At 51.3% G+C, this 26,306-nt stretch carries 19 protein-coding genes and 3 pseudogenes; 1 reads left to right on the top strand and 21 read right to left on the bottom strand.

The genetic code is table 11. The features are described 5' to 3' along the window. Nucleotide 1 precedes the first annotated feature (1 nt). The 6 genes and pseudogenes from HH215_RS02555 to HH215_RS02530 form a co-directional block, all read right to left on the bottom strand. A complete protein-coding gene (locus HH215_RS02555; RefSeq protein WP_169278471.1) occupies nucleotides 2–769 on the bottom strand; it encodes an SDR family oxidoreductase in 768 nt (255 codons plus the stop codon). Further along, the gene (locus HH215_RS02550) at nucleotides 756–1,619 is read right to left on the bottom strand and encodes an AraC family transcriptional regulator (protein WP_169278470.1); all 864 of its coding nucleotides are present in this window, start codon (nucleotides 1,617–1,619) and stop codon (nucleotides 756–758) included. Before HH215_RS02550 ends, HH215_RS02555 begins: the two co-directional genes overlap by 14 nt. Continuing rightward, on the bottom strand, nucleotides 1,612–2,484 hold the full coding sequence (locus tag HH215_RS02545; RefSeq protein WP_169278469.1) for a sugar phosphate isomerase/epimerase family protein: 873 nt from the start codon (nucleotides 2,482–2,484) through the stop codon (nucleotides 1,612–1,614). The genes HH215_RS02550 and HH215_RS02545 overlap by 8 nt, the downstream gene beginning before the upstream one ends. A gap of 40 nt (nucleotides 2,485–2,524) precedes the next feature. After that, nucleotides 2,525–3,597 (bottom strand): annotated as a pseudogene (locus HH215_RS02540) (Gfo/Idh/MocA family protein). Between the two features lie 16 nt (nucleotides 3,598–3,613). Beyond that, complete coding sequence (locus HH215_RS02535) at nucleotides 3,614–4,738, bottom strand: Gfo/Idh/MocA family protein (protein WP_169278468.1); 1,125 nt, start codon at nucleotides 4,736–4,738, stop codon at nucleotides 3,614–3,616. A 501-nt stretch (nucleotides 4,739–5,239) separates the two neighbouring features. Next, nucleotides 5,240–6,166 (bottom strand): AEC family transporter, encoded by a 927-nt coding sequence (locus HH215_RS02530; RefSeq protein ID WP_169278467.1) that lies wholly within the window; start codon nucleotides 6,164–6,166, stop codon nucleotides 5,240–5,242. A 102-nt stretch (nucleotides 6,167–6,268) separates the two neighbouring features. On the opposite strand from HH215_RS02530, the gene HH215_RS02525 reads away from it, so the two are divergent. Continuing rightward, nucleotides 6,269–6,574 carry a hypothetical protein gene (locus tag HH215_RS02525; RefSeq protein WP_169278466.1) on the top strand — a complete coding sequence of 102 codons (306 nt, stop codon included), beginning with the start codon at nucleotides 6,269–6,271 and terminating at the stop codon, nucleotides 6,572–6,574. Nucleotides 6,575–6,629: 55 nt separating this feature from the next. On the opposite strand, the gene HH215_RS02520 is transcribed toward HH215_RS02525, so the two are convergent. The 15 genes and pseudogenes from HH215_RS02520 to HH215_RS02455 form a co-directional block, all read right to left on the bottom strand. Next, entirely contained in the window at nucleotides 6,630–7,286 is a 657-nt protein-coding gene (locus HH215_RS02520; protein ID WP_169278465.1) for an SGNH/GDSL hydrolase family protein, read from the bottom strand. Between the two features lie 104 nt (nucleotides 7,287–7,390). After that, nucleotides 7,391–8,307: pseudogene (locus tag HH215_RS02515) on the bottom strand (L-lactate dehydrogenase). A gap of 21 nt (nucleotides 8,308–8,328) precedes the next feature. Continuing rightward, the gene (locus tag HH215_RS02510) at nucleotides 8,329–9,108 is read right to left on the bottom strand and encodes a formate/nitrite transporter family protein (protein ID WP_169278464.1); all 780 of its coding nucleotides are present in this window, start codon (nucleotides 9,106–9,108) and stop codon (nucleotides 8,329–8,331) included. Between the two features lie 93 nt (nucleotides 9,109–9,201). Continuing rightward, a complete protein-coding gene (locus HH215_RS02505) occupies nucleotides 9,202–10,794 on the bottom strand; it encodes a DUF2339 domain-containing protein (protein WP_169278463.1) in 1,593 nt (530 codons plus the stop codon). 250 nt (nucleotides 10,795–11,044) lie between these two features. Then, nucleotides 11,045–11,767: a YwaF family protein gene (locus HH215_RS02500; protein ID WP_169278462.1), complete on the bottom strand. Its 723-nt coding sequence runs from the start codon at nucleotides 11,765–11,767 to the stop codon at nucleotides 11,045–11,047. 254 nt (nucleotides 11,768–12,021) lie between these two features. Beyond that, a pseudogene (locus HH215_RS02495) lies at nucleotides 12,022–12,888 on the bottom strand (IS3 family transposase); the annotation flags it as partial. Nucleotides 12,889–12,896: 8 nt separating this feature from the next. Next, nucleotides 12,897–13,193, bottom strand: a complete 297-nt coding sequence (locus HH215_RS36000) for a transposase (protein WP_169281813.1) — start codon at nucleotides 13,191–13,193, stop codon at nucleotides 12,897–12,899. 709 nt (nucleotides 13,194–13,902) lie between these two features. After that, a complete protein-coding gene (locus HH215_RS02490) occupies nucleotides 13,903–14,628 on the bottom strand; it encodes a response regulator transcription factor (protein ID WP_169278461.1) in 726 nt (241 codons plus the stop codon). A gap of 298 nt (nucleotides 14,629–14,926) precedes the next feature. After that, complete coding sequence (locus HH215_RS02485; protein ID WP_169278460.1) at nucleotides 14,927–16,333, bottom strand: sensor histidine kinase; 1,407 nt, start codon at nucleotides 16,331–16,333, stop codon at nucleotides 14,927–14,929. A 21-nt stretch (nucleotides 16,334–16,354) separates the two neighbouring features. Beyond that, on the bottom strand, nucleotides 16,355–17,161 hold the full coding sequence (locus tag HH215_RS02480) for an alpha/beta hydrolase (protein ID WP_254450347.1): 807 nt from the start codon (nucleotides 17,159–17,161) through the stop codon (nucleotides 16,355–16,357). A 195-nt stretch (nucleotides 17,162–17,356) separates the two neighbouring features. Then, nucleotides 17,357–21,421, bottom strand: a complete 4,065-nt coding sequence (locus HH215_RS02475; protein WP_375140482.1) for a DUF5695 domain-containing protein — start codon at nucleotides 21,419–21,421, stop codon at nucleotides 17,357–17,359. Nucleotides 21,422–21,683: 262 nt separating this feature from the next. After that, nucleotides 21,684–22,724, bottom strand: a complete 1,041-nt coding sequence (locus HH215_RS02470) for a LacI family DNA-binding transcriptional regulator (RefSeq protein ID WP_169278459.1) — start codon at nucleotides 22,722–22,724, stop codon at nucleotides 21,684–21,686. A 144-nt stretch (nucleotides 22,725–22,868) separates the two neighbouring features. After that, complete coding sequence (locus tag HH215_RS02465; RefSeq protein ID WP_169278458.1) at nucleotides 22,869–23,453, bottom strand: thymidine kinase; 585 nt, start codon at nucleotides 23,451–23,453, stop codon at nucleotides 22,869–22,871. Nucleotides 23,454–23,543: 90 nt separating this feature from the next. After that, nucleotides 23,544–24,587, bottom strand: coding sequence for a Gfo/Idh/MocA family protein (locus HH215_RS02460; RefSeq protein ID WP_169278457.1), 1,044 nt, complete (start codon nucleotides 24,585–24,587; stop codon nucleotides 23,544–23,546). A gap of 37 nt (nucleotides 24,588–24,624) precedes the next feature. Continuing rightward, nucleotides 24,625–26,253, bottom strand: coding sequence for an alpha-amylase family protein (locus HH215_RS02455; protein ID WP_375140481.1), 1,629 nt, complete (start codon nucleotides 26,251–26,253; stop codon nucleotides 24,625–24,627). Nucleotides 26,254–26,306: the final 53 nt, after the last annotated feature.

The following is a 26,306-nucleotide window of genomic DNA, read 5'->3' as shown; positions in this document are numbered from 1 at the left end:
ATTAAATCGTCATCGCGCCGAATCCGCCGTCAACCCGTAGCAGCGAACCCGTCACGAAACCCGAAGCTTTCGCCGATGCCAAATAAACGACCGCCCCCTGGAGCTCCGATGCCTCTCCGAATCGTTTCATCGGAGTATGCGCCATAATGGACGCCACCCTCTCTTCCGATAAGATCGCCCGGTTCTGCACCGCCGGGAAAAATCCCGGAATGATCGCGTTGACTCTCACCCCGGCCGGAGCGAATTCCCGCGCAAGAAATTGCGTCATATTATTAACCGCCGCTTTGGACACCGAATAGGTAAACACCCGCGACAGCGGGGTCGTAGACGACACGGACGACAGGTTAATAATGCTGCCCCCGATGCCCCGTTCAACCATGGATTTGCCGAACACCTGACAAGCCAGCACGACGCTCTTGGCATTCACATCGATGATATGATCCCACTCGTCTTCCGCTATTTCGAAGAAAGGAGTCGGACTATTCACGCCAGGGCAATTCAACAAAATATCGACGCCGCCCGTCCAAGCCGTCACCTCGTCCAGCAACCGCTCGAGATCCTTCTTGGATGTCGCTTCAACCCCGTAACATCGCGCGTTTCCGCCCGCAGCTTCGATCCGTTGACGAACCGGCTCCGCGTTGTCCGCCTTGCGCCCCGTTAACGCCACGTCCGCGCCATAAGCGGCAAGTGCTTCCGCCATCGCTCCGCCTAAGGTGGAAGAACCTCCGATTACGACCGCCGTCTTGCCCGTTAAGTCAAATAAATTCATTGCCATCCCCCGCCTTATGCAACGTCAACCGATCCGACTTCATTTGTTTTTTATACTGTTCCGGCGTTAAGCCCACGTGCTGCTTAAACAGTCTGCTGAAATGCGCGAGATGCTTGAAGCCTAGCCGGAACGACACCTCCGTCACGGCCAAGCTCGGATAAAGCAGAAACTGTATTTTCGCTTCGTTGATGCGCTTCCGGTATACGTACTCGAATATGGTGACTCCCGTCACTTCTTTGAATATTTTCGCCAAATACGATTTGCTCAGATGAAGCTCGCGTTGCAGGCGCTCCATGTTCAGTTCTTCGTCTGCGTATCGATCCTCTAGCAAAGCCATCACGTCTTGCACGGACTTCTCTTTATCCGAAGAAAATTCCCTCTGCTCGCTTAGAGGCTGAAGGCACAGATCATAGACGAAATGTAGCAAATCCACGAACGCAAGCAGCATTCGACCGGCACCGACGTCGTCCCCCCGTTGCTGATAACGATGCATCGTGAGGAGTATCCGTTCAAGCTCTTCTTTATCGTCGCCGCGCAAGCTAAGCCTGTAATTCTTGAAGCGTTCGAACGGCTGCATGATCGGTACCGCATGCGGAAGCTCCAAATAGGGACGAAGAATCGCCGGGTCGAAATGAATGATCGAACGAATGTACGGTACGGCGGGATCGATCTTCGGACAGTGGAGAGTCATCCCGTACATGAGAATAAGATCTCCCGGAGCAAGGTTGTAAATCTGATCCCCGATCAAATAATTGCATTTGCCTTCGTGAAAATAATACACCTCATAGAAAGTATGCGAGTGAAACACAGGCTCGAATACCCCCGTAGAGCGGTAGCTATATTCAAACATCAGGTTGAAGCTCCTCCAGCAAACCTCCGATATACTCGACAAAATGGTTGAGCATCGCTTCGGAATCCGCGAATTGCTTGCTGAAATCCTCGACTCCCAAGTAACCGTCGTACCCGACCGCAATCAGATCGTCGATGACCTGCCGCCAAGGTACCATACCGTCTTTCAAGCCCGCCCACTCCGAATGCCAGATCAGGCTGCCGTCTTCGGCTTTTCCCTTGACGCCCCAGCCTGCGTTCTTCACGTGCACATGAGCCAAGTACGGACCTAACAATTCCAACGACATCCGATAATTTTCGAAGCCTTCGTGTACCGAATTGCCTGGATCGAACAGAACTCCGATGAATTCGGGATCCAAGCCCTCGACTAACCTGCGCGCGCCCGAAGCCGAGGCGCCGATCGTCCCATGATGAATCTCGATCAACCCTTTAACTCCGTATTTCCGACAGAGGTTTTCCGCATCTTTCAGATAAGAACGACCTAGCTCGAACAGCTCGTCGAACGATTTGCTGCGATCGTAACCCGGAACGCCTAAGCGGATACACGACGCCCCCATATATCGCGCGGCTTGAAGCACTTTCTCCGTTGCCTCCAAATCACCGGTTCGCAAATACGGAGTCACGCTGACCGTTGATAGTCCGTGAAGACGCGCGGCATCCTTGAATCTCTCGAGTTCCGCTTCGCCACCGGAAGGAGCTATCGTGCACCTGTTGTTGCCCCAGAAGGAAGGCTCTTGGCTTTTCGCTTCCGCTGAAGTTTCCGTATACCGCCATTCGATTCCGTGCAGTCCCGCCTTCTTAGCCGCGGCAGCTAGCTGCACCGGATCCATCTCGGGCGTTGCGACCGTAAACACCGATAGTTTCATCTTTCGTAATCCTCCTCTGTACTCCTGATTTTACACGCTACTATTCGATTCGAATCGCTTTCGCTTGCGCTTGCAAACAAAGCTCGGCTGCCTTGAATGCGTGCGCTTGGGACATCGCGATCTCCGTACGGTTCAGACCGTCTAGCAGAAGCTCGCCGAAATACGGGAAACCAACCTTCCCGGCAAGATCCATGTGAAACTCGCCTTCTCCATTAACCAGGTAGAGCTGATCTCCACCCGCGTCGCGCGCGATATCGACGTATTTACGCAATTCGATATAACCGTTCGTCCCCATGATAATCGTTCGGCCGTCCCCCAAGTCGACAAACCGTTCGGAGTGAGCCAATCCACGCGAAAATAATTCGTAGCCCCATTGTCGCCGACCAACGTCGCGTCACCGTAATCCTCAAGCTCGGGATACCCCTTGCAATTGTAATTGGCGACTTTACTATGAAGCACTTCGGCGTTGCCGCAGCCCGAGTAATAGAGAAACTGTTCGATTTGGTGGCTGCCGATATCGCACAGAATGCCGCCGTACTGCGCCTTCTTGAAAAACCAGTCCGGCCTCTGCGACGCATTCAATCGATGCGGTCCCAGCCCCAGCACTTGAACGACTCGCCCGATCGCGCCGTCCCGAATGAGCTGACCGGCGAATACCGCGCTTTCCACGTGCAGTCTCTCGCTGTAATAGACCGAATATTTGCGACCCGTTTGAGCCGCGGCGCGCTTCGCATGCTCCAATTGCTCCAAAGTCGTGAACGGGGTTTTGTCCGTAAAATAATCTTTGCCGTGTTCCATCGCCCTTACGCCAAGCGGTCCGCGATCGCATGGAATGGCAGCCGCGGCGACTAACGTCACTTCCGCGTCTTGCAAGATTTGCTGCTCCGACGAAGCCGCTCGGACATGCGGGTACGTCTCGATAAACTTGCGCACTTTGTCCGGATCGGGATCGTATACCCACTTCAAAGTAGCGCCGGCCTCAATCAGCCCATTGCACATGCCGTAAATATGACCATGATCGAGCGACATTGCCGCGAAAACAAATTCCCCTTGACTAACGACCGGCCGAGGTTTGCCTTGCGGCGCATAGTTCATGCCATTGGCTTGGGACATCGTCATTCTCCTTATCTTATCTGCTGGAATTGGCCGATAACGCGATTTGCTCTTGCAGTTTCTCGTAAAATAAATCTTCGTCGATCGGGAGATCTACCCAGGTATCCGTCCAGGTGGACAACAACATCGCGTTGGAAATCGTCAATCCTTTGATTCCGTCTTCTCCCGGAGCCAGCAATGGCGTTCCGTGCAGGATCGCTTTCGTCCAATCCCGCGTAATTTCCAAATGCTGAGCTCCGCCCGACGCCACCGGAATCTCGCATTTCCACGCTTCCGGCTGCGCGAACGGAATCGTGTTGCTTTCGTTAAATTCCGACTCCTTCTGCCGCAGACGCCAGAACGTCATCTTCTCGTCCTCTATGACGATTTTGCCGCGATCTCCCGAAATCTCAAATCGGTTCGTACCCGGACATTCATGAGTCGAAGTGACGAAAACCCCCGTCGCTCCGTTCTCGTATTCCGCATATGCGGTCACATCGTTCTCCACTTCGATATTGCGGTGCTTGCCGAACGAACAGAAAGCGCGAATCCGCGTCGGCATAAGTCCGGTCGCCCACTGCCACAAATCCAGCTGATGCGGATCCTGATTGATGAGCACCCCTCCGCCTTCTCCTGCCCACGTCGCTCTCCATCCTCCCGAATTATAGTACGCTTGTGAGCGGTACCAATTCGTAATAATCCAATTCATGCGCCTAATCTCCCCAAGCTCTCCGGACGAGATCAGCTCCCGCAACTTCATGTACAACGGGTTCGTCCGCTGGTTGTACATGATTCCGTATACTTTGCCGCTAGCCGCCGCAGCTTCGTTCATTTCCCGCACCTGCCGGGTATAGACGCCCGCCGGCTTCTCGACGAGCACGTGAAGTCCGTGCGAGAAAGCTTCGATCGCCTGTTTCGGATGATCATAGTGAGGAGTGCACAACAGTACGCCATCAACGGCGCCTGAGCTGAACATCGCTTCCGGAGTATCGAAGGTCCTGACGGCATCTCCCCATTGCTCCTTCGCAAGCTTCAGACGGTCCGGGCTAATATCGCTTACCGCCGCCAAAACCGCTCCACTTACTTGACCTTCAATCAAATACTTCGCATGCCCCGTCCCCATGTTCCCTAAGCCGACAATACCGATTCTAACGATATCCAACAGGTACTCGCCTCTTTCTGCGCAATTTTTGCTCCTGTTGCCATTGTATCATTGTTAACTGTGAATGAACTTCACTCTTAGGCGTGATTTTGGAAGATCATTTAACTGTGAGTCTACTTTAACTGCCGTTGTTGAATATCAGGCTCTTTATTGCTCATCGCAGACATTATTTAAGTAATTCCCGCTGGCTTGGTGCTAAGTCGGGGAATTGCTCGATTATTTCGAGTAATTCTCGTTGTTTTGTTTCCGTGGCGGGGAGTTGTTCGATTATTTCGAGTAATTCGGGCGAGTTTGGTGCTACAGCGAGGAATTGCTCGATTATTTCGAGTAATTCTGGCTGATTTGGTGCCCTGACGGGGAATTGCTCGATTATTTCGAGTAATTCTTGCAGGTTTGGCGCGACGACGGAGAGTTGTTCGATTATTTCGAGTGACTAACCATTTTCGCAACAATTCGAAAAAAACCGCCCCCTAAGGGACGGCCGATCCACGATTCCGTATTTCACACCCGAAGTAAATAAATGACAACGGTAACCGTTATAATGCTTAGCGCTGTCGATACGAGCACCGACTGGGACGCAAAATCCTTCTCGTTGTCGAACTCCACGGCAAGCAGCACACTGGATAACGAGGTCGGTACGGCCGACGAGACGATAAGCGCCGCTGCCACGAGCTTCTCCACGTCGAAGATTACGACGACGCCCCAAGCCAGCAACGGGCCGACCAACAAACGCAGCGCCGAGGCGATGCCGACATCAAGCGCAAGCTTGCGACTGAGCCCGCCTTTCATGCTCCCGAGTTGGACGCCGAGCGTAAATAACGCCATCCCGATAAAAGCGCTCGACAAGTAGCCGACCGATATATTCAGGAATTCGGGTAAAGGAACGTGAAATCCGCGCAGCATCAAGGCAATCGGAATGACGTAAATGACCGGCATCGATAAGATCGCCTTGCGGATTTCACGCCAATCGGCTTTGTGCGCATTTACGCTGTAGATGCCGTACGTATTCGGAATTAGCGATTGCATCATCATGATAATAATCTGAACCGACAACGTGTATGGATTACCCGCGAATGCAAGTTGATTGATCGGGATCCCGTAATTGGCGCTATTGTAGAAAAGCACGCTATTTCTCATCGCCGCTCTCATGCCGCCGTCGTATTTGCGCAATCTTACGACCGCTTCCAGCAAGCCGTACTGCGCCAACATGAACACGACGAAGAAGAGCAACACTTGCCCGAACAGCTGCACCGATATCGCGGTTCCGTACAGCAGCTCGAACATGATCGCGGGAGAAAACAAATAAAAATTCAATTTGGAAAGCGTCTTAATATCCAGCGTAAAAATGCGGTGCAGGAGAATTCCCAGTCCGATAACAAGCGATAACGGAAGTACGTTGTTCGTGAGTATATGTATGAAAATGTCCATGCGGTCTATTATGCTCCCCATTCCGTAAACCGTCAAACCTTTATATTCGTGCTATACTATCCCTATCGCATCACGTATTTCACTTGCAAAGGATGGCGTACAATGGCTTTCGGCATTAAAAGAGAGGAACTGAATGCGTGGAAGGCATCCGTCGCGAGAGGAGAAACCGCCTTCTTGACCCACTACTGGTTCGATGCCCGATTTCCGCAATTTAACACAGTGACGAAAGTCGGCAACGCGAATATGGAACGCTTAAAAGAATGGTGCATAGCCAACGGACTCAATCCGAAATATATCCACAACCGTCCGCCGTTTCCCCATTTTGATCTCATGGGGTCTAAGCAAAGGGAAATTCTCAAGAAAGAAAATCTAACCTTGCAGCTGGAGAGATTCCGGTTGCACGAATAGAAACCGCCTCCCTCGCATGACGCGAGTAGCGGCGGTTTCCCTCTCTGCTAACCTCTTAACTTCTATTCCACTCAAACCCGACTTTATTTAAGAACGCTCTGGCTAGAACGACATGACCCGTTTGCGTCGGATGAACTCGGTCCCAAGCCAGCGTAGCGGCGTATAGCTCCTTGAGCACGACGTTAAACGCAGCCTGCGTATCAATGAACAGCGTTCCCGTTTCCTGCGCGATCTTCTTCACGATCGCCCCGTACTCGTCCATCGTGCGGCGCATCGCATCCTGCTCGTTGCTTTCCAAGTAAAAAGGCGTCATCAGTACTAAGTTGCCCACTTTCGGCTTCGTGCGTTCGACCAAGGAACGGAGAGTCGTTTCGTATTTATCGGCATAGACATGCCATTCTTTAATGAACGGGGTGTCGTATTGGCGCCATACGTCGTTCGTACCTATCATGATCGACAGCCAATCCGGATTGTGGTCGAGTACGTCTTCCTGCCATCTTGTCTGCAGATCGACCACGTTGTTCCCGCTGATCCCTTGATTGACTACGCGAATGCCAAGCTCCGGATACACCGCTTGCAGCATAGCATCCACTATGGAAACATAGCCTTTTCCTAATGCTCCGAACAGTCCTTCGCCCGCCGGCTTCGCCCGGTCGCAATCCGTGATCGAATCCCCGATGAATAATAGCTTCTGACCCTTATGCAGCAACATCGTCTCTTCTCCCTTAATCGGTTCAATTGTTCATTGCGGCGCTAAAACACCCTCATTGTACAATTTTATTTCCTCTTAGGATAGATAAATTAACAATTTTGCCACTACTCCGCGATTGAAGAGATCAATCCTTTAAGTTTATCCGCGGAACGATGCAGCAGTACCCTCTCGTCGTCGGAAAGATGAATTTTCATGACTTCCCTCACGCCCTGACGATCGACGATGCAAGGCACGCCGAGGAACACATCCGATATGCCGTGATAATCATCCAACAAAGTAGAGACGTTCAATACGGCGCCTTCGTCCCGTAAAATCGCGGTACAGATCCGGTCAAGCGCTAGAGCGATCGCGTAATATGTCGCTCCTTTGGCACTGATGATCTGATAAGCCGCATCGCGGGTATTCGTAAAAATATCCTCTTTATCGTCGTCCTCCAATTGCAATTGCGCTCCCGCTACGTTCGCCAAACTCCACAGAGGCAGCTCCGAATCGCCGTGTTCCCCTACAATATGAGCATGAACGCTACGCGGATCGATCTGCAACTTATCTCCGATCAAATAACGGAAGCGCGCGCTGTCGAGCAACGTACCGGATCCGATTACCCGATTGACGGGCCATTGCGATTTGCGCCAGGAAAAATAACTCATGATGTCGACGGGATTGGAAGCGATCAATAGAATGCCATGCGAATTATGCTTCAGCACTTCCGTTATAATGCTATCGAATATAGCCGCGTTCCGTTTAAGCAGATCGACCCGGGTTTCCCCTTCTCTCTGCGCGGCTCCGGCCGTAATGACGATAATATCGGCATCCCGGCAATCCTCGTAAGTGCCTGCCCACAGCTTCGCTCCCCCAAGAAAGGCATGCCGTGATTCATGTCCAGCGCATCCCCGACCGCTTTCTTATGATTGGAGTCGATCAGTACCAGTTCGTCTACCCGATTTCTAAGCAGCAACGTATACGCTGTCGTCGAACCAACCGCTCCCGCTCCGATGATGACGATTCTTGTTTTATTAGCCATTTTCAACACGCTCCAATTGGTCTAATCTTCCATAAAAGGCTTATTCACATAATCGTACATAAATCCCATTAGCAAAGCGCCACCGACTATGTTACCTAACGTAACGGGAATGAGATTGTGCAAAACTCCGCCTAAAGAAATCGTTCCCGGATGGTCAAGTACTAGCGCGATGGCGAACGTACATAAGTTTGCGATGCTATGCTCATACCCCGAGATGAAGAAGCAGAACACGAATAGCATCATGGCGAACATTTTGGCGCCGTCGCTCTTCATCGACATGGGAACGAAGAAAGCCAGACAGACGAGCCAATTACACAGAATTCCCCGGAAAAATAATTCCACCATCGGCGTGTGCATCTTCTTCTCGACCACGCTAAGCAGAAAACCGTTAACGGAAGAGTCGTCGAACAGTCCGGTCGTATAGATGAGAAAAGCGAACACCCCGGCGCCCAAGACGTTACCCGCGTAAGTCCACGTACAGAGATTCGCCGCCATGCCGGCTTTTATTTTCCGGCGTAACGCGGCATAGGTGAAATAGAACGTGTTTCCCGTAAATAGATCTCCGCCGCCGTAAGAGATCAAGATGATCGCGGCTCCGAAAGTAATAGCGGCCATCGGATAAGTTAGTGGCGAATGTTCCGCGTAAAAAAAGCTCCCTGTCTTGAAGGCGACGATAACCCCGAAACCGATGAACATGCTCGCCAACATAGCGCGCGCAAGATACCGCAATCGGCTGTCTTTGTATACTTTTACTTTTTTTAAGGCGAGCTGTTCGACTTTCAATAATGCTTCCCTCTCCATACAACTCCCCCCTCAACGTTCCTATCTTCTCGATTGAGATGGATGCGATGGATTGACTGTATCAGATTGACGGAATTAAAACTGTGAGATTGGTCACAACTCCGGATTCGACGGATGACTCCCGAATTCCTTCTTCCATTTGCCGTTAATCCATGTGATGAGGAAGCTAATCCCTCCAAGGATAAGCAGCGCGACGACTTTGTAGATCATATTTTCGCTGTCCAGGTCCATGAAGATCGCTTTGCTGGCCACGATCAGTAAAACAATGGCGCCGAAAATACGGAACAGCATTTGTTGACGATAAGCTCCCCATAGGAACAGAAGCATTGCGTAAATGCCCCACGACACGGAGAGCGACAACTGGAGAAGCCGATCCGTCGAATCGTCGAAATAGACGATAAACACATTCTCGATCTGCACGGTCAGCAATCCTCCGACGATGAGATGAGCGAACAGCGCGAATAGATTCGATAACAACTTTTCGTTTGCGGCGGACATTGCGAATACGATGCCTTTCGCCGAGAAATAGAAGCCGATAGCGGCGAGCAGCATCCAAGCCAACGCTCCCCAGTTCAGGAACGGGATAAACGTACCGAACCACTCTCCGCGCAGGGTCTCCCAGGTAACGACAAACCAATAGCAACCGACGATTAGCCATATCGCGATAGACATTAAGCTTGCAACCGGCAATCGTTTGATCTGACCTGCGATAGCAAGCGCTGCGGCGATTCCACCCCAGACGAATACGTTGATAATCGGTTTCGCATCCAACCCGCTTCCGAGATTGGACGCGGCCATCAGGAGCAAGAGCAGCCCTCCGATCGCATGGCTCGCCGAAGCCGTTTGAACTTGTTTAGTAAGCTTATAGATTACGGCGCCCGAGCCCATATAGACGATGCCGATCAAAGCAAGGATATAAGCATAGTGCAGATCGCCGTGAAGGATGACTATCGACCAGCAACCGAACAAGACGCCGTTCGCCAAACTCAAGTAAAGATTCCATCCGTCGAAACAACGGTTATTGATCCAAGAGGAGATAAGAAATCCGATGAGGTAAAAAACGAATGCGGCGACCGCGTAACGGAACGGCATGCTCCACAAGCCCTCGGTCGACGGGACGAAGTGGACGAAATAAACCGCATAGACGATCCAAGTTCCGAAGAACGCGTGAATTCGCAGCTCGCTCCATTTTTTCGCGATGCTCAGAAAGAAGAACGCCGAATTAAGGACGAATAAGTACAAGAACAAAGTAAATACTTGATCCGTCTCGGGCTGCATGAACAACGGGGAAAGCAAACCTCCCGCAAGCGCGATGTTCATTAGAAGCCTGGAATCGAACCGGTAAGCATACACCGACACTCCCGCCGTGACGGCGGCCATTCCGATCAACACCGTCATCGGACTCCATAACCCGTAGTAAATTCCGGCGAAAGAAAAAGTCGCATATAAGATACAGGCTCCCAGCCCGATCATAATCTGCACGCTGGATATCCATTTGTTGTTGCGATTGGCCAATGCTAAACCTGCAACGCACAGCGCTGAGCCGCTTAGCAAACCGAATCCGATTTTCATGCTGTCGGTGATCCAGCCTTGATCGATCGAATATTTGAATAAGGTGACGAACGCGGCCAAGATGAACAGGACTCCGAGAAGCGATGTCCAATGTTTACGTATCATGAGCTCCATAATGCGATTAGCCTCCTATGATTTCGAGTTTGGGTTTAGTTGAAGGACGCGATACCGATGAGATACTTACTTGATGACATGAGATACGAACTTGATGATATGAGATACGAACTTGTTCGATGAGAAATGAATTTGATAAAAACTTGATGCCGGCGAGATACCAAAGAGATCTAAATGTGATACTTACGAGATTCAAATGACATGCAAGATACATTCGAGATTTAAACTTGATACCTAAGAGGTTAGTCTCTTAAGAATTCGAATTTGGGTACCGGGCATGAGGTACGCGCCATAACCGATCTGCGAGTCTTACGATTCCGAGCAGCGAAAAGCATAAAATGAGCGCCACAAGCTCCAATTGGAGAAGGTACCACGGCCACGGAGCAAGCAGGTCCAGCATCGAAGCGGTGTCCGGCTTGCGGGCAAGGAACATAAAGTTGCTGCCGGTCATGACGTTCGTTATTGCGGCGGGGATCGCCAGCACGTGCAGCCACCCGAGCGCTCGGAATACCGACGCCGCCGTCGGTCGATAGCCTTCGATGACCGTGAGGAACACGCTTGCACCTACGATTGCCCCATGAGCGATGAAGAAGTGGAAAAAGCGGAATTGCGGATAAGAGACATCCAAGTTCGGCGTTATGAGCGCTTGGAATGCGCCCATGATCCCGAGGAAAAAAGTAACTTCGTAAAGTTTACGGTTGCGGGTCAGGAGCAGCACCGCGGATAACCACATCATGATGCTGCATAGCTGGAACGGCAGGGAGTACAGGCCCCAATTATTCGTGATACCGTACCACGCTTGAAGAGACAACTCGCAGCCGACGAGGATCGCCACAAGCGCATACCTCGCGTTACGGTTAGCTCGAGATCCGGTATCTCGCAATCTCTTGCGAAAGACGATAATCCCGATTACGAATATCGCGGCTATCGCCACCCCTAATCCGTGTGCCGGCGAAAATGCTTCGAATGCCATCTAAGTCCCTCTTTTCCGCTAAGTGATATCCATGCGTGATCAACCCTATTTCATCTTCATTCTAGAAAATCGGCGCAAAAAAAATAGTACCAACTTTATATGGTACCCTTGGGATAGAGGAAACAAACCAGGCGGTGGGGTGGATGCGGCAGGTGCATTTGCGGGGAGATTTCGTAGATTTAGAGCGCGGGATTTGGCGGATTTAGAGCGGGATTTGGACCTCTGTCAAGAAAGTGGACACGCTATAAGAGCGTTTATTTAATACTGGTATAGTACTGGGCTTCGAATTGCGAAGGTGATAAGTAACCTAGCGAACCATGTATTCTCTTACGGTTGTAGAAGAGCTCAATATATACAAACATCTCTTGTTGCGCCTGCGCCTTCGTTTGAAATTTCGTACAGTAAATAAACTCCTTCTTCAGCACGCTGTGGAACGATTCGATACAGGCGTTGTCGTAGCAGTTACCTTTGCGGCTCATGCTTGCTTCCATGCCATATTGCTTTAACCTTTCACGGTATTCATCTGATGCATACTGCGAACCCCGATCAGAGTGGTGTATAAGCCCTTTGGGAGGTTTGTGCGTACTGTATGCCTGATCAAGCGCTGCAAGCACTAAATCGGTTGTCATTCGGTCTGCGAGCTTCCAGCCCACAATCTTACGGGTATATAAATCCAGAACGCTGGCGAGGTACAAACGGCCTTCACGGCACGGTATATAGGTAATATCGGTTACCCAAATCTTGTTAGGTGCAGTCGTCTTAAAATTCTGATTCAGCACGTTTGGTGCTATAGGTTGATCGTGATTCGAGTCAGTGGTGGTCACTCGGAATTTCTTAGATACACAAGAACGTAAACCATTCTCATGCATGATTTTCCCTACTAAACGTTCAGAAACTGTCCAACCTTCTTTTCGTAGAAGTTTTGTGATTTTAGGGCTACCATACCTGTTGTGAGCGTCTAGGAAAAGCCAGGTGATTCGCGCCAATAGCGCTCTGCGACGCTTCTGATAACTGTTCTGGACGGTCTTCTCCAAGAGCCATTTATAGTAACCGCTCCGTGATACACATAGAACTGTGCACATCTTCTCCATTCGAAACTCGGAGCGATGATCTTCGATGAACTGGAACCTTAGTTCCTTTCTTTGCTGAAGATGTGCATGGCCTTTTTTAGGATAGCGATTTCTTCCTTGAGATCCTCAATCGTGCGTTCTTGCTCCATCAGTTGCTTATCTTTCTGGTGAAGGGTCGCACGATCTACAAGCGGTTCATTCTCAAACTTGCGGTACTTGGTCATCCACTGTTTTAACGTACCACTTGGGATGTTTAAATCTTCTCCGATCTGGGGCAATGTCTTTGTCTGTTCCTGAATGTATTTAACAGTCTGTTCTTTAAACTCTTCACTGTAATGCTGTCTCTTCTCACCCATACCGGACACCTCATCTTCTTATTGTTTTTTATTATCTGTTAGTTCTTATGAGGTGTCCACTTTCTATTCTAGCTGCAATTTGGCGGATTTAGAGCGGGATTTGGCGGATTTAGAGCGGCTACGCCGCCTTAAATCGAAGGATCCAGAGTCTTTCGCGGATTTAGAGCGTCTACGCCGCTTTAAACCGCCTGTACTAGGGACTTTCGCGGATTTAGAGCGACTACGCCGCTTTAAACCGCCTCTTCTAGGGACTTTCGCGGATTTAGAGCGTCTACGCCGCTTTAAATCACCTTTTCTAGGGACTTTCGCGGATTTAGAGCGTCTACGCCGCTTTAAACCGCCTCTTCTAGGGACTTTCGCGGATTTAGAGCGTCTACGCCGCTTTAAATCACCTGTTCTAGGGACTTTCGCGGATTTAGAGCGGCTACGCCGCTTTAAATCACCTGTTCTAGGGACTTTCGCGGATTTAGCGCGACTACACCGCTTTAAATCGCCTCTTCTAGGGACTTTCACGGATTTAGAGCGACTACGCCGCTTTAAATCGTAGGGTCTGGTTAGTTTGGCGGTTCGGGTTACTTTCGAGGATCTAGCCCGACTAAGTCGGGTTAAATTGGCGGTTCGGGTTACTTTCGAGGATTTAGCCAGACTACGTCGGGATACAGTTGATTAAATCAACTGTAAGCGGCCATCCAACCTCGCTCAGTGCACATTAAAACAATCCCTTCTCCTTCGCCTCTTGAGCCGCTTCTTTTGAGCCTTTGGAGCCTAGTTTCTTAAGGATGTGGTTGATGTGGTTTTTGACGGTTCGGATCGAGACGACGAGTCTGCCCGCGATTTCCGTTTGGGTGTAGCCTTTGTCGATGAGCTTTAAAAGCTCTAATTCGGAAGGCGTAATGAGATCCTGCATTTTCTTAGCCTCGAACTCCCGCTCCATCCGTTTCAAACGACGAAACTCCTCACGCATTCGATCCGCTGCTGCCGAGCTAATCGGAGACTCCCGACGCGCTGCAGCTTTAATCGCATCGGGTAGTGCAACGTAATCGGATTTAATCTGATAATCGATGGCACCTGCTTGGAACGAGCGGAAAATAAGGTCTTTCTCCTCCATCGAAGTTAACATGATCACTCTGGCACCGATCGTTGTTGCCACTTCTTCAGCTAGCCCTATCCCCGCCGGTACTCCGTTCAACATAATGTCCATTAAAACGACATCCGCCGAATTCACACTAGACTCCTCAACCATTGCATCTTGAGCGCCTGCAGATTCAACATCCATCGAGTTCACAATCGACGTTCTCTCTAGAGCTTGCCGCACGCTTTCCGGATTATCCGCCGTAAAAGTAACCTCGATACCGGCTTGCGCACCTAAATAGGCGCTCAGGCCGCGAAGCCAGTCCTTATCATCTTCGACGATCCAAACTTTGACGCTATCCACTCGCTTCTCCCCTTTCCATTCTCGGATGATTGTTTGACACTATCTATTCGCTTCGTCGATTAGGCTCCATCCCACTCCCTGAACAAAAGGGATAATGGCTAGTGGGATGTACGCTTACTTCCACTCTCACTCCCTGAACGGAAGGGATAATAGCTAGAGAGGTTGAGCAGTAACAAAATGTTCGCTCGACTTTCCCCGTTCCATACTCCCATTCGCGTAACCGATTCCCCTAACGCAGTCTCCATCCCACTTCCTGAATGAAAGGGATAGTATCTAAAGAGATCGAAAGGGATAATAACTAAAGAGGTTGAAAGGTTGCAGGAAGATCTGAAGAAGTTGGTCTCTTAACGGCGAGAACCCGACGCTTAGAAAAAATCAAGTAAACCCGAGTGCCTACGCCTTTCCTGCTGCGGATCGCCAGAGATCCCCCATGCTTCCGCATGACATGATACGCATAAGGCAACCCGAGTCCGAAATTCGCCTCTTGACCGCCTTTCGTCGTAAAGAAAGGTTCGAGCGCCTTGGCCGACGCCGACTTATCCATTCCCGGTCCGGTATCCCGAACTTCCAAAGTCAGCTCTCTTTTCCCTGCGCGCAGCGTGATAAATAGATGACCTTCTCCGTTCATCGCATCGATAGCGTTGGATATGAGATTATTGAGCGCCTCCGCGACTTGCGCCGGATCCAACGTGCACTGCCAACCCTCGGCGATCGAGACATGAAGCTTTATTTTCCGCAATAACGGTTCATGTTGCTTTAACGTTTCCCTTATAAGAGCGTCCATCGAGACCTCTCTGGGCCGGATCTCCAAATCCTCCGTGCGGCGATGAACGCGTGAAATCATCTCTTGGATATGATGGGAAGCTTTCTGGACAACAAGAATATCTTCTAACAAATCCTGCTGATTCGTCGATTCGGCATAGGCTTTCATTTTGTCGGTAAATAACCGCATTTTCCCCGCGTCGTTCTTGATCGCATGATGCAGAATCGCCGTACCCGAGGTGACCACTCGCAGCGTGGAATCGCGTTTGCGACGATCGATCAGCACCCTAAGCCCTAGAAATCCATAAGTGAACAATCCGATCAAAAAAACCGCAACGCCGATGACGACGAACCAAGTATTGTACTTCCACATTCTAAGCATGCCGAAGCTCGGAAGAACGTAGCTCATCAGCATGGCGAACAGAACCGGCGGCAACACCGCCAAGCAAATCATCCAGTGGGAATGGGATATCGAGAAATGGCGGGATCTCTTGGACAGAACGAAAACCGTGCCGAGCAGAATATAGGGAACCGCCCACCACACGATAACGGAATGGGTTACCGGATACTTCTCATTATACGGGGGCGTAAAAATAACGCTCAACGCAATGGGAATTAGCAAGGCAATATAAACCGCCCACAGCTTGGAGCGGGACATGTTCAAGGGAAAATAGGCCATCCCGAATATCAAATAAAAATAAGGAAGCCCATAATAAGAAACCAAAGATGAACCGGCTTGTACGGTATACAATGCATCTTCAAAACGTTGTTGCGGATGATACGAATGGAGATAAGGAATAAATACGTCGGCCAGCGTCGCGGCCAAAGCCCCTGCTCCCCCGCATATAGCCACCGCGCCTAACGAGCGGTTAACGGGAGAACGGGGATCGGCTACCCACAAGATCAACGCTACCGTCCATAAAGCAATCCAGACGAAAAGCATCGGTCAGAGCTCCTAACTTACTTAGAATTGCTGTCGTTCAAGCCACGTTCCGCACAAGGATGTCCATGTAGCCACATGAGAATCCTCTTCGGCCAAGCCTAACCCGTGACGACCTTTCTCGTAAACGTGCAACTCGAAAGGAACCTTATTTTTGCTCAGCGCGCTTGCGAAAAGAATCGCATTCTCTACGGGAACGGCTTCATCGTCCGCGGTATGCCAGAGGAACGTCGGCGGAGTATCCGGCGTCACTTGACTCTCGTTGCTTAACGCATCTACCATTACCGGATCGGATTCGACGCCTAATAAGTTCATCCGGGAACCTTCATGGGTAAAAGGCGGTTTGAGCGTAACGACGGGATAACATGGAATAATAGCCTCCGGTCGGCAAGATTCGCGATCGATAGGATCCTCCGCGTCCGGGTTGCCGGAATCGTAATGAGTTCCGATCGTTGTCGTTAAATGGCCTCCGGCGGAAAATCCGAGTACGCCGATTTTGCTTCCGTTAATGCCGTAGTCGTTCGCGAAATGCCGCACGTACCGAACGGCTCTCTGAACATCCTTGAGCGCGCAAGGATATTGATAAGGCGCAACCCTGTAACGTAGTACGAAGGCAGCAATGCCGATGCTATTGAGCCATAGGGCAATCGGTTCGCCTTCATGATCGGCTCGCATGCCGTAAGCGCCCCCGGGACAAACGATAACGGCTCCTCTGCCTTTCTCCGCAACCGGATAAGCCTGTAACGCTGGAATATCCTCATCTCCGCTGCCTTGCGCCCCAGGAGCAACCCCGGTCCAAAGTCTGATCCACTCTCTGTTTACGTCCGCCAATTGTGATCACTCGCATTCTGATAGTTTACTAGTCTAATAGTAACATTGTAACGGCTTACATGGGATACAACAACGCTTAGTTACATAAGGTTGTCGCGTAAAACCCTGTTCGGCGCTTCCCCCTGAACAGAGCAAGAAGCCGCCCCCGTTAAGCTGGGACGGCTTCTTGCCTCGACTGCTATCGACTACTAAAACTTAATTTCCCGTCACCTTCCAGGACGAAATTCCCGTCGAGGTTGTCGCCTTCGCGGTGACGTTCACACGTATCTTGTTCGTAGACACCGGCGTGAAGGTCGTCGCATTGTACTGGTTCGCCAGCAAACCGAGGCCGACCGGACTCGCTACGTTAACCCAAGCCGTGCCGTTCCAATATTGGATCGTATACGAAGCCGGGAGATCAATTCCTTGATCATCATCGAACCAGTAAACATCGACGCCGGAAATCGTGTAATTCTGAGCGAAATCGTACTGCACCCATTGCGTCGTATTCGGATTATCCCAGTTTCCATAGATAGGATGTCCACGGTCGATCGAACTGGTCGGCGTATACCCGTCGTTAAGTCCGGTCAGACTTTCCCAGCTGGAGACGAACGAGGTCGTAGCCGTGCCTAGAGGAGCGATGTTGGAAGAGCTCGGACTACCGTTAAACAGCGTGCCGATTTCCGTTACGCTGAGCGCTCTGCTATAGATCTGGAAATCGTCGACTAGCCCGTTCAGGTACGGATCTCCGAACTGGGATTTACCGATGTAATTCAAGTTGGTCGTACCTAAGCTCGATGGCTTAAGCGTCATGCTCGCATTAATCGCGACTTGAACGCCATCGACGTAAAGCCGTCCTGTCGTTCCCGTAAGAGTAACGGCAACATGTTTCCATACTCCCGTCGGCAACACCGGCGCGTTCAATACTTGCTCCGAACCGTTGCCCCCTGTCGTAATCGCAAACCTGATGCCCGCGCCTCCGGCTTGCGGAGCGAGGAACATGTAGTTACTTGTTCCCGTGCCGAAGTCGAATATACGCGCCCAGTTGCTTAAGCTGTTTACTTTAACCCACGTCGCGATCGTAAAGTCGTTTAGATTGCTTACGATTCCGTTAGGTAAGTTTGCGTAAGCATTACTTCCGTTCAGGCTTAGAGCATTGCCCGCATGTCCGGCCGCCCATGTCGTCCCTCCGGTTAACGTTGCGTGCTTGCCATTGCCGGACGAATCGCTCGCCGCTGTTCCGCTTGTCTCGTTAAACAAATATTTGGCGACGACTTCCGGAACAGGTAACGATGGATTCACGGTATGGGTTACCGTCGCACTGGATGACAAGCTGCCGTCGCTGGCGGTTAATTTGAATACGTACGTCCCCGCAACCGTCACGGTCGCCGTCGTATTCGCCGCGCCGGCGTTCGCGAAGGTCGCCGTCCCCGGACCGCTCTGAAGACTCCATGCCGTCGTCACCGTTCCGCTTGGCAAGCCGTCGTCGGTTACCGTACCGGCAAGTACGACGCTAGCCGGCAAAGTAAACGTCCCGTTCGTTCCCGCGTTCACGACCGGTGCCGTATTCGCCGGAGGCGTCCCTTGCTGAAGCTTCACGTCATACGTGGCTGCAGTTCCCACGTTGATGCTGATCGTCGCCTTGTTGCCGCTCGTTACGTTAACGCTTCCCGCTGCCGCGTTGTTCACCAGAATATTGTAGGAACCGGCGGCAAGACCCGAGAACGTGACTTTCGTCGTGTGCGCCGTTCCCGGCGTCGTATTCGACAACGTAAAGTTGACGTAGTTCTTGGCGATAGCCACGGTAGCCGCGGAGTACTTGTCGCGTTCCAGTTCCATGCCGAACTTCTCCGTGATCAAGTTCAACCGCTGGAATACGCCGTCTTTCGGGATGACGGAGTAATTACCGCCGCTAGACGACACGTCGCAGCCATAGCAATATAAGCCGAAGATGGGATCCACCGCGACGTCGGAGCTCAAAATCTTAATCGCTCCGAACAAGCCCAAATCCGCTTCTCCCGACATCCCTCTCCAACCGTTCTGCAACGGTCCTCCGCCATGTCCGAGAGCGCCGTAATTCCCTTTCTCCGCTTGATAAGTCCAAGCTACCGCTCCGATATTGGCCGGATCCGAGCTGATCTGACCGGAATTGATCGCGCCGACGTTGGCTATCTTCGCCGCATACGACATGCGCTGCTCGACTTCCGGCGTCGCGGAATGATTGCGAATCCAATCGTCCATCGCGTATCCCGCCAACGAAACGGTATATTGGAAGTTCCACCAATTCTCCCCGGTAATCGTAACCGGATCCGCGTAGTAATACCAGACCGGCATATGTCCGCGGGCGGCGCGCGTTTTGGCGTTGATCTTGCTTTTCATCGTCGTATTGTTGTTCATCTTCGCCAGAGTGTACACCGCTTCTTCGCCCGTATTGTCATAGTTGTATTCGGAGCCGTAAGGGTATGTCGTATTCTTGAAGTTGTTGTATTTCGTCGCCATCTTCGCGATGACGTCGTTCGCTTGCGTCGTATAACCTTCGTCTTGCAAGGCTTTAATGATTTCCGGCGTCGTTAGCTCTCCCATCAATCCCGTATTCCAGTTGTAAGCGACGGGACCGTCGTATAACGCTTTGAAAATGTTGTAAGCCCGCAGCAAGTACGTGTTCCTCGGTTGAATATAAGTTACGGCGTTCGGGTACAGCTTCGCGATCTTATACATGCTGAAATACGTATTGTAGATGTGGGGGTAGGCGTAACCGCGGTAGGTCGGAGTCGTGTTGGGAGCAGGCATCAGAAAATCGTAGATGAGGTAATCCGAGTGGTTCGTGGCCATAAGCGAGTTCCAGATGGCCGTTTCCAAATACTGATCGACCGCGATAATTTCCGAGGCGACCGGCGTCTGAACGTTTTTCTCTGCCAGAAACTGTCCGTGAGTGTACCCCCAATCGTCTCCCCAGCCCCAATAACCGTTAAAGACGTTCCGCTTCGCTTTCGTGTCCATCATCCAGTCGTCGAAAACTTTGTCTTTCAACTGGCCCGGCGCGTTCCATTGCGTGCTGTTGACCATGAAGGTGGAGTGTCTCTGCAGAGCCGCGTCTATCGGTTCGATCGCGTAAAATTGCAGAACCGTTTTCTCGCCGCTGCCGTAATTAACCGTAATGTTATTAGGTCCGAGACGGTTAAGCGTAAGCTCGTAGACGTTGTGTCCACCCGCAGCCGCGCCAAGGGAAGCGATCACGGTATCGGCAGGATATTGCGCGGTAACGGAAGTGATCGCCTTCGAAGTGCGCAAGTCGAATTTCGCCTTCATGTTCGTCGCGAACATCATTCCGGGAACCGCCGTAACGTCGATGAGTCCCTCTACATAAAGCTTATCCTTTACCGCGTTCTCGTTCGCAACCTTGAAAAATTTAAACGAGTAAGTTTTGCTTTGATTCGGCGCCAAAATCAAACTCGTGTTCGGGAGGTAACCCCGGTTCGTGCTCTTAATGACGTTCGAATGAATGTAGAACACGTTCAAACCTTCGACCCAGCCTCCTTGATCCATCGCCCATTTGCTGCCGGGATGCTCTTCGATCCGCCAACGGTCTTGATATTCGAAGCCTGCTCCCGTCGTCGCATCGGGGATCATCAACAACGAGGGTCCGATTCCGCTCGGCCTTCCGACCGTAATATACGAGCTGTTATTCCCTACGAATGAATGGGTTAAAACCCGGGTCTCATAAATTTCCTCGTTGTTGCCGCCCGTCCAGAACTCGTTAAACGGGAGCGGCAAGCCGAAATCGCCGATTTCGATCGATTGCGTACTCGTATTCGTTACGTTGATCGACCAGAGCAAATAATCGTTCGCGAGCGAATAAGTCGACACGACCTTGAAGTTTTTGATCCCTTCCGCATTGGACGCGTTCTGATAGGTGACCGTTACCGTATTTCCGCTCTGGCTTTGGGTTCTGCCGTCGGCGGATTTGCTCGTCCAAGCGTTCGTCCATGCTCCCGTTCCGAGTTTATATTTAAACATAAGCTCGCCCATCCACTGGTGGTCTGCCGTGTTCTGATTAGGAGCGTTCGTGCCGTTCATTACGTAGTTCGTCGGGAAGGTATCGCCAGCCAGTTGCAACGACGTAATCTCTCCGTTCGTGCCCGTTTGAATATTAAAGTTACTATTGGAGATCGTGTACGCGGAAGCGAACTTAGGCATGACGATTAAAAATAGAGCAATTACGAACAGCATAGCCGCAAATAAAATAAAACGATTCGATCTAGGCTCCGCTTGCGTGATCATCAACTGTTCCTCCTTGGTTTACTGTTTATTACAGTTGGGTCTCCTCCTTCTGGTTGTCGAAAAACTCTCTCTTCCTTTCGCGGTTTTATCCGACTGGCATTCACCCCCTTTCGGCGAAAATAAAAACCCCGTTCCTCAAAGCGCATGCGATAGCCTGCTAGAAGGAATAGGGTACGGAAATCGAAGCGGAATAGGATGGATAAGGACTAGCGAATGTCGAACAACAGAAATCTAAACGTTTAGATTTTACTATGAAAAAAAACTAGCTAGTGCGGGGAGGCGCTACGGAATCTCTTTCGATGAGTCTGCATTTCGGCATCGGCTTGAGTTCTGCCTGCTCGCCCTTAATAAGAAGCGAGAGCGATTCCATTGCCCGGTATCCGATTTCGTGGAGCGGCAAATCCATAGTCGTAATGCGAGGAATTAAATATTCGCTGAATTCCCGGTTGTCGAATCCGATAACGGACAGATCCCTCGGAATTTGAATGTTCATCTCGGCTGCGGCGCGCATAACCCCTACAGCCATCACGTCGTTCATCGCCAAGATGGCCGTCGGCCTGACTTCAAGCTCGAATAGTTCTCTCGTCAGCCGGTAACCGGATTCGGCCTCCCAGTTGCCCATCTTGATCAATTGCGGATCGAACGGCAACTCATACTCCGTCACCGCCTTGTAGAAACCGTTAAACCGAAGCCGGGACGGGATCGAGTCCATTGCCCCGCTGATGATTCCGATGCGCTTGTGTCCTTTGGTCACCAGATAAGTCATCGCTTCGTACGAAGCTTGTTCGTCATGATACTGAATCGATACATCTTTCTGCGTATAACAATAGGTATAGACGATCGGTTTCCCGGAAGTATCGATCAAACCCGTCAAATCGCGGGGGTGAACGCCGATATAGATAATGCCTTCCACTTGTTTGCTCAGAAGCTCGGAAACGGCATTGTCCGCATAGTGGCGATAGCTTTCCACTCTATCGAAGTCGCGACCGATTCTCTTGTCGAGCCGCAAGTTCGTCAGCAGGATGTGCATGTCCATTCGGTCCGCGCAGTCGTTGATCCCGTCTATGATCTCCGGCACGTTAAACACGGTAACGTCCTCGGCAATAACGCCGATCGTATTCGTGCGCTTTCGTTTAAGACTTTGGGCCGCGTTATTCGGCTTATAGTTCATCTCTTCGATCACGCGAAGCACCCGCTCGCGAGTCTTGAGCTTCACGTTGCGCGTTCCGTTAAGAACATACGACACTGTAGCGGTAGATACGTTCGCTTTCGCCGCGATATCTTTAATGCCGATCTCGGACAAGCCTACACCTCGTTTATAGATTTAAACGTTTAGATTGCTTTAACCTCGTTATATCATACAAGTTTATTTTTTTGCAAGCGCTTTTTTTGGGAAAGAAAATAAAATAAGGCAGGGAAACTTCCCCTGCCTTATCAAGACATCTCTTTATTTCTCCTTAAACGCTTCGTTGTAGCAACGTCGGCATACGGGCTTGTAGTCCTCGCTGCCTCCGACCTGGATTTGTTCTCCTTCATTGACGGGGACGTCGTCCTTGAACCGAATGACCATCGTCGCTTTGCGATCGCAATACCAGCAGATCGTTTTGATTTCTTCGATTTTATCGGCATAGACGAGCAGATTGTAGCTGCCCTCGAACAATTCGTTCTGGAAATCGTTCTTCAAGCCGAAAGCCATCACCGGAATGTTCAAGTCGTCGACAACCCGGGTTAGTTCCACGATATGATGTTTCTTCAACCATTGCGCTTCGTCTACGAGGATGCAGAAATAACGACCGGATTCCGCGATCATTCGCTGAATGGTATCGAACAAATTCGTGTTCTCGTCCACCGGAATCGCGGGTCGCGTAAAACCTACCCTTGATCCTACCTTGTCCGAACCGTTCCGCGTATCGATCGAAGGCGTGAAGATCAATACCGGTTTGCCTTGTTCTTCGTAATTGTGCGCGACTTTGATGATTTCGAACGACTTGCCGCTGTTCATCGTACCGTATTTGAAATACAACTGAGCCAATGTGCTACCTCCGCAACGATGATAATAGATAGCAACCATTATACAACAGTTGGTCAAGCTGCAATAGAGATTTGTGTCGTTTTTTCATGCCTATCGCTTGCCTAATAGGTCGGAAATCATCACTTTCCTTCCTGTCTTGGAGCTCTCTATCGCGCCGAACACCATCGCCATGCTATGAATATTGTCGCGGCAATCCGTCTCGGCCTTCCGTCCTTCGGCGAGTGCGGCGAACATTTCGTCCAAGCAGCTTTCGTGACAAGATCTCCGTTGCTCCGGCACAGCGGTGTCTATCCGAACAGAATCGCGAATGAATTTGCCTTCCTGGTCGCCGGGTGCAACGGCTTCGGCATATGGGTTGCTTTCGCCATCCCAGATGGCCGTCCCCTTCTCTCCCGTCACGCGCCACGAAGCTTCCCAAGACGTCGGCGCTCCTTCCGCGCACCATGATCCCCGATAGCAGAATATGGATCCGTCCGACATTTCGAAGATGCATACGGCCGCGGCCTGTCCCGCATACCATGACCCGGCGGGATTGAACTCTTGACAGTATACGGATACGGGATCGGCTCCGAGAATAAGTCTTGCCTGATCGAAAGTATGGATCGCCATATCAAGGAGCAGCGGGCTATCCATGGCATCGCGAAACCCGCCGAAATGCGGCCCCAAGAAGAAATCCGCGCCCGCGTAACCCGGCTTTCCGATCTGTCCGGAAGTAATGATTTCTCGCAAAGCCCGAATTCGAACGTCATAACGTCGATTCTGCATCACGGCATGCGTACGTCCCGTCCTATCCGACGTCGCGATGACTTCCTTGCACTCGCTTAGCGTCTCGGCAAGCGGTTTCTCCGTGAACACGTCGCACCCTAACTGCATGGAAGCCGTGCTGATGGCATAATGGCTGGCAGGTATCGTAATATCGAATACGAGATTCGCGCCGGTTTCCTCTATCGCTTGCGAAATATCCGTAAACGTACGGCAGGTAATCCCGTGCCTGTCCGCCATCGCTTGCGCGAACTCCAGCTTAATGTCTACGAGCGCCACGATTTCCGTGTCCGCGCGTTCGATTGCGTATTTCACCCAAGTATTCGCCATGCCGCCGCAGCCTGCGACGGCGACTCGATATTTTACCGTCATCTATTCTCAATTCTCCTCTACAAGATCCATTCTTTTATTATTTCCACCAATGGTTATCTTCTTCGTTACGCCCGTCAGGCATCGGTTCGTTCCACTTAAACTTCTTAACCTCGCCGTTCAGAATCCACTCCGCCGGACACGTCGTCGTCAACCAATCGAGCGGTTCTCCGGGCGGAAGGGGTTGAGAGGCGATCCTAAACGCGCGGCGCAATTCCTCCGCCTGATCTTCCGTTACGCGATCCGGGTCCGCGGAGACGAATAGCGGAGTGCCGCTTCCCGCGAGCAATTCCAGCCACTGCCGATTCTGCTTCCATGAAACGCGGTCCGTGATCCCGATGCAATCCGCGTCGTGACTATAGAAAGCTCCATGCTGAGGCATCCTGAACGCCATTGTATTAATGCCCATATACCGCGTTCTTTCCCATGACTTGCCGCTCGTATCGTCGCCGGTTCGTTGAATCTCGAAACATCCCGCGGCAAGATGACTCACCGTATTGCAGCCGATGATGACGCTACGACCTGAAGCAGCGGCAATCGCGCGATACAAGTTTCCTACGATCTCCGCGGAAGTCCGGCTCCCGTCCCCGAAGGGAACATCAATCGCGTTCACGTTGCCTTTCATCTCGAAGCCCCAGAGACCGAACAGATCGAACGTCGTGAAATCGTGTTTCAGCAGCTCGTAACCCCATCCAACCATGCGGGCAATAAAGTCCGAAATGTAGTCCAGCACTTCCGGAAGGCTCGGGTCGAGAATCGCTCCCCCTGCCGTCCGGTACCGGATCCAACTATCCGGTATTTCCGGCGAATCTCCCGAGACAAGCAAAGGCCTGCACCATAGGCCGGGACGCACGCCGATCTCTTTCATCTCGCCCGCAAGCCTGCCCATGTCAGGAAAACCGGAATTCCCTTCCCATGGCCCTCCATTGCAGGCCCCTCCTCCGCTCATCGCTTGCCAACCGTCGTCGATAATCATGAAAGGCCGATGGCCTTCGGGCGGAGCTAACGAAGCGATAAAACCGGAATCGCGTAAAATTTTCTCATGCGTACTATTCCCGTAAGCGTAATACCAGTTATTCCCCCCGTAGATCGGTTCGGTTGGCAACACCGGATTGTCGCACATAAGGGCGCAGAAGCGTTGGGCGACCTTAAACGGCGTTTCACCGTTTTTTCCTTCCATCGTCACTACCGTAGCGGCTAACAGCTCCCGATCTTCCAGAACAACCCCTCTATTGCCGCTTCTCACGTCCAGCGTAAGCGTAATGCCTTCCCTATCCAGTTCCCAATAGCAAAAGGCGCTCGCGCCGGTTTTCACGCCGTAGCCGCAACCGATATGCCCGTCGAAAGTCAGGAAATACCAGGGCATGACTCGTTCCGGAACGATTCCGCGCCATTCCAGATCGCCGTAAGCCCGCTCCCAATGGTCCCCGAGAATATGAAGACCATCACAGGAGATACTCGTCTCCCAACGGACTTTGATCGTTGTTACGGGAGTTGCGCCTGATGCTAAACCGATCGTCAGCCCCACGGACGACGATAACGTTCGAACGCGGATATCGTCTAGATTCCAAGTTCCGGACGGGTGAGAGCTTAACGCTCGCCATCCCGATTCGGTTTCGACGGAAATCCGGTTCGGAATCGTCAAGAGATCAATGGCCAATACATACATCTCCATTCTCGCGAGTATTGCAATATCGAACCTTTACAGCGGATAATGCAAGT

The organism is Cohnella herbarum (assembly GCF_012849095.1).
Lineage (GTDB): Bacteria > Bacillota > Bacilli > Paenibacillales > Paenibacillaceae > Cohnella > Cohnella herbarum.
The sequence above is the reverse complement of the archived record's forward strand: the minus strand, read 5'-3'. Positions and strand labels throughout refer to the sequence as shown.

Coding starts and splice junctions, on each gene's coding strand:
- HH215_RS02525 (WP_169278466.1), top strand. CDS start 6,269: ATGGCTTTCGGCATTAAAAGAGAGGAACTGAATGCGTGGAAGGCATCC.
- HH215_RS02475 (WP_375140482.1), bottom strand. CDS start 21,421: ATGATCACGCAAGCGGAGCCTAGATCGAATCGTTTTATTTTATTTGCG.
- HH215_RS02510 (WP_169278464.1), bottom strand. CDS start 9,108: ATGGAGAGGGAAGCATTATTGAAAGTCGAACAGCTCGCCTTAAAAAAA.
- HH215_RS02545 (WP_169278469.1), bottom strand. CDS start 2,484: ATGAAACTATCGGTGTTTACGGTCGCAACGCCCGAGATGGATCCGGTG.
- HH215_RS02485 (WP_169278460.1), bottom strand. CDS start 16,333: ATGCTTTTCGTCTGGATTGCTTTATGGACGGTAGCGTTGATCTTGTGG.
- HH215_RS02505 (WP_169278463.1), bottom strand. CDS start 10,794: ATGGAGCTCATGATACGTAAACATTGGACATCGCTTCTCGGAGTCCTG.
- HH215_RS02550 (WP_169278470.1), bottom strand. CDS start 1,619: ATGTTTGAATATAGCTACCGCTCTACGGGGGTATTCGAGCCTGTGTTT.
- HH215_RS02460 (WP_169278457.1), bottom strand. CDS start 24,587: ATGACGGTAAAATATCGAGTCGCCGTCGCAGGCTGCGGCGGCATGGCG.
- HH215_RS02555 (WP_169278471.1), bottom strand. CDS start 769: ATGAATTTATTTGACTTAACGGGCAAGACGGCGGTCGTAATCGGAGGT.
- HH215_RS36000 (WP_169281813.1), bottom strand. CDS start 13,193: ATGGGTGAGAAGAGACAGCATTACAGTGAAGAGTTTAAAGAACAGACT.
- HH215_RS02520 (WP_169278465.1), bottom strand. CDS start 7,286: ATGTTGCTGCATAAGGGTCAGAAGCTATTATTCATCGGGGATTCGATC.
- HH215_RS02455 (WP_375140481.1), bottom strand. CDS start 26,253: ATGTATGTATTGGCCATTGATCTCTTGACGATTCCGAACCGGATTTCC.
- HH215_RS02500 (WP_169278462.1), bottom strand. CDS start 11,767: ATGGCATTCGAAGCATTTTCGCCGGCACACGGATTAGGGGTGGCGATA.
- HH215_RS02530 (WP_169278467.1), bottom strand. CDS start 6,166: ATGGACATTTTCATACATATACTCACGAACAACGTACTTCCGTTATCG.